This is a genomic window from Lactobacillus sp. ESL0237 (genome assembly GCF_003692985.1).
GTDB classification, from domain to species: domain Bacteria; phylum Bacillota; class Bacilli; order Lactobacillales; family Lactobacillaceae; genus Lactobacillus; species Lactobacillus bombicola.
The window spans coordinates 1-4509 of sequence record NZ_REHE01000017.1; the positions used below are offsets into that span (position 1 = coordinate 1).

The 4509-nt window shown below is 38.9% G+C and carries 4 protein-coding genes; all 4 read left to right on the forward strand.

The window, feature by feature from the left end:
* Positions 1 to 127: 127 nt before the first annotated feature.
* Positions 128 to 637 carry a terminase small subunit gene (locus tag F5ESL0237_RS08250; RefSeq protein ID WP_122025207.1) on the forward strand — a complete coding sequence of 170 codons (510 nt, stop codon included), beginning with the start codon at positions 128 to 130 and terminating at the stop codon, positions 635 to 637.
* Positions 621 to 1871, forward strand: a complete 1251-nt coding sequence (locus tag F5ESL0237_RS08255; protein WP_122025206.1) for a PBSX family phage terminase large subunit — start codon at positions 621 to 623, stop codon at positions 1869 to 1871. The genes F5ESL0237_RS08250 and F5ESL0237_RS08255 overlap by 17 nt, the downstream gene beginning before the upstream one ends.
* Positions 1862 to 3304: a phage portal protein gene (locus F5ESL0237_RS08260; protein WP_122025205.1), complete on the forward strand. Its 1443-nt coding sequence runs from the start codon at positions 1862 to 1864 to the stop codon at positions 3302 to 3304. Before F5ESL0237_RS08255 ends, F5ESL0237_RS08260 begins: the two co-directional genes overlap by 10 nt.
* Positions 3276 to 4509: minor capsid protein (locus F5ESL0237_RS08265; protein ID WP_122029877.1), on the forward strand; the 1234-nt coding region annotated here is incomplete at its 3' end. The genes F5ESL0237_RS08260 and F5ESL0237_RS08265, both read left to right, overlap by 29 nt.

A 4509-nucleotide genomic window follows, 5' to 3' on the forward strand; every position in this document is an offset into this window, starting at 1 on the left:
TTTGAGAATGGCTTCAGATAATGGGGTAGACTTATCTAAATATTTAAAATGAAGCAAGCAATAGCACTCTATAGTACCTAATGGGGTGCTTTTTTTAATGTTCAAAATCAGGAGGTGGTGAAATGATGTGACTGAATTAAAAGGTAAACAAAAAAAGTTTGCTGACGAGTATATCAAAAGTGGTAATGCGACCGAAGCATATGTAAATGCTGGCTACAAGGTTAAAAATAATGAAACTGCGAGAGCTAATGCTAGTCGCATGCTAACAAATGCTAACGTTAAAGCTTATATCGAATCGCGCATGAAACGGCTCGAATCTGCCAAATTAGCGAGCGCCAAAGAGGTTTTAGAATACTTAACCTCAGTTATGCGAGGCGAACAAACGGAGACTGTAGCGACTGCTAAGGGCATTTTTAAGGGTATTGAAGTTTCGGCTAAAGACAGAATTACTGCTGCTAAAGAATTGCTTAAACGGTATCCAAGTGACCCTATTTCTAATGCGCAACTGCGTAAAATGGTTGCCGAAGCTAAGATGGCTGAATATAAAGTTGAGCAGTTAAACAGTGATGATCTAGACACGACAGTCAACATCAATTTCAATATTCCAAAGGAGGACAATAATGCAAGTGAGTCTTAAAGATAATATCTCGCCAGCATTTTTTAAACTTTTTTGGGATATTCATAACAAAAAACATGCCAATTATTGGCTCAAAGGAGGACGTGGTAGTACCAAGTCCTCTTTTATTTCGCTCATGATTGTGCTGGGAATTATGCAAGACAAGGACGCTAATGCGATTGTTTTGCGTAAGGTGGCCAATACGTTGCGTGACTCGGTATTTGAGCAATATTTGTGGGCAATTGACCTTTTACACGTTGATGAATACTGGCAATCGTCAGTTAGTCCGATGCAATTAACCTTTAAACCAACCGGTCAACAGATTAGATTTAAGGGTGCAGACGACCCACGTAAGATAAAGTCGCAAACGTTTAGGCAAGGTTACACGAAATTCAAGCATTTCGAAGAAGTTACGGAATTCAAAGGCATGGAAGAAATTCGTTCAATAAACCAGTCATTAGGTCGTGGTGGTTCCGGTATTATTACTTTTTATTCATACAACCCACCAGCCAGACAATCTAATTGGGTTAATCAAGCAGTTGATAGTGAACAAATGCGTGATGATACGCTGGTTAATCTATCTGACTATCGTTCAGTACCTAAGCAATGGCTGGGTATCGAATTTCTAGCAGACGCAGAGCAGCTGAAAAAGGATAACGAGAAAGCATATCGTCATGAGTATTTGGGCGAAGTCACTGGTACAGGTGCGGAAGTATTCAACAATATTACTACCAGACCAATTACTGATGATGAGATTGCTAGATTTGATAAGGTTTACTACGGACTTGATTTTGGCTTTGCCAAAGACCCGACGGCATTCGTTAAAATTTATTGGGACTCAGCAAGGCGTCGCATTTTTATTTTTGATGAATTTGAACGTGTTGGTCTAAAAGTACGTGATGCAGTTGCGATGATAAAGCAACGTAATCCCAGAAATGAACCATTAACAGCTGATTCAGCCTCCCCTGATATGATTGCGGAATACCAAGACCAGGGACTGAACATTTATGGTGCAATCAAAGGCGGAGGTTCACGTGATCACGGCTACAAGTGGCTGGAAGATTTACGTGAAATTATCATTGACCCCAACCGTTGTCCTGATGCTTGGCGTGAATTTACTAGCTATGAATTTGAAATCGATTTAAACGGAAACTACAAGTCAGGCTATCCAGATGGCAACGACCACACTATGGACGCTACCCGATATGCTCTTGAGAGTTTAATCAGGAAAGGAGGTTTTATTAAATGGAATTAGAAGCAATGAAAAAATTGCTGCAAAACACGCAAACAAGGCGAGTTAATTTTAATGCTAAATATGCTAAATCTAAAAGTTATTACCTCAATGAGAATGACATCACAATAAAAAACAACGGTGAGTCTAAAACTAAAGATGACGATGCGGCAAAGAAGAGCAAAAATCCGTTAAGGCCAGCTGATAACCGTGTGAGTTCTAACTTTCATCAATTGCTAGTTGACCAAGAAGCAGGCTATTTAGCTACCAAGCCACCAACTATTGATGTGGGTGAAGATAAGCTAAATGACCAAATCAAAGATACTTTAGGCGACAACTTTGCTTTAAGATTAAATGAATTGGTTGTTGATGCAGCTAATGCTGGTATAGCATGGCTACATTATTGGCTTGATGAAAATAACCAGTTTAGATATGCGATTGTGCCACCGGACCAGATTACACCGATATACTCAACTGATTTAAATCGTAAGTTGGTTGCCTTGAGGCGCTCATATAAAGAACTTGAGCCAGAAACCGCTAAAACTTACTGGGTACATGAATATTGGGATGATGAAACAGTCACGGTTTTTAAATCACGTGACGAGCAATTTAACAATTTAGAGCCAATTAATGATCGCTTTACGATTTATGATGCGTCAACTGATGATGCCGCAGGTACTTCAAGTGTTAATCATCATGGTATGGGACGGATACCGTTTATTGCGTTTCCTAAGAACAAGGAACAGCAACCTGATTTGTTTCATTACAAGGGCTTAATTGATGTCTACGACAAAATCTATAACGGTTACGTTAATGATTTAGATAATATTCAACAAATATTTTTAATTTTAAAGAATTATGGCGGTCAAGGTCTGGACGAATTCAGAAAAGACCTCCAACGATATAAGGCCATTAGAGTTAGAAGTATGGGTAGTGGCGATGACTCAGGTGTTGATCAATTAGCCATTAATATCCCTACTGAAGCTCGTAACTCAATGCTAGAAACAACTAAGACTAACATTTTTGTTCATGCTCAAGGAATCGATCCAACTGATTTTAAAACTAATAATGCAACTGGGACCGCAATTAAGATGCTGTATTCTCACCTTGAACTAAAAGCAGCCAAAACCGAAGCCTATTTTAGAGATGCATTGACTGAATTAGTTAGAGCAATCATGCATTGGTTAAATATTTCAGATGCGGATAGTCGAAGAATTAATCAAACTTGGACTAGAACAGCAATTCAAAATGATGTTGAACGAGCTCAAGTAGTTAGTCAATTAGCTAACTGGACAAGTAAAGAAGCAATCGCTAAAGCTAATCCAATTGTGGAAGACTGGCAAGAGGAACTCAAAGACCAACAAGAAGACCTTAAAAATCGCAATGACGAGTACGGAAACCCTAATAGCTTAAACGGTGATGATGACGATGAGCAAGAAGACAACAAGAAGTCGTAGTTACTGGCAAAAGAGGTTTTTACAGGAAAAAGACAATCAGTTGACTAATGCAGCTGAATATGAGTCAGCCATGCGTGCTCGTTTAAAAGAGGTTCAGCCAATACTAGAGCAGGAAGTTGAATACTGGCTCAATCGTTATGCCAACAATCAAAAAATCAGCAAAGAAGATGCTCGTAAAATCTTGAGCACAATTGGTACTCGTGATTGGCACATGACATTGAAGGAGTTCAAGCGTAAGGCTAAAGAAGGTGGCTTTGATAAAGAACTAGATGCCGAATATTTCAAAAGTCAATTATCAAGACTTGAGAACATAGACGAGCAACTGACCAACCTATTAAGTCAATATGCGACAGCTGAGAGTAACAAATTAGCACAAAGTCTATCTAACCAATTTCAACAAACATACATGCACAGCATCTACTTAACACAATTAGAGCAGGCTAAATTATCTAGTAACTTTGCCAATGTTAATGAATATCAAGTCAAAGTAATTGTCAACAAGCCCTGGAATGGCAGCAACTTCTCTAAACGGATTTGGAAAAACTACACTGAGGTGTTACCTAATGAATTAGGTGATGCGTTATTAAGGGGCTCTGTTTTAGGACATTCTCATGAGCAAGTGTTTAAAATGATGCGCCAGCGATTGAGAGATGTTGAAGACTATCAATTGCATCGCTTAGTGATTACTGAAATGGGGCACATTGCCGAAACAGCTACTGCAGATGCTTATAAAGAAGAGGGAGTTGAACAGTACCAGTATTTAGCAACGTTAGAGTCCCACACTTGCGAAGAATGTGGGCACTTAGATGGTGAGATTTTTGACCTGAAAGATAGAAAAGATGGCATTAATTATCCGTTAATTCATCCTTATTGTAGGTGTACAACAGTTCCTTATATTGAAGTCTTACCAGATGACCGTGTAAGGTGGTCAAGAGATCCAGAAACTGGTAAAGGCACTTATGTTGACAACATGACTTTCGACCAGTGGAAGAAGGCGGTTGATTACCAAAGGCAAAATGAGTCGTTACCGAATACTGCTGCTAGATATATTCCAAAATCGGGAAAATATAACTGGAATGAACTCAATGCAGAGCAGTATAATAAACATGTAAAGGGAACGCCCGAATTTGATAACTATGCTAAAGGTCGTAAACGACCAGTAAGTGAATTGATTATTTCACCTGTTGAAACTCAAGCATTAATTG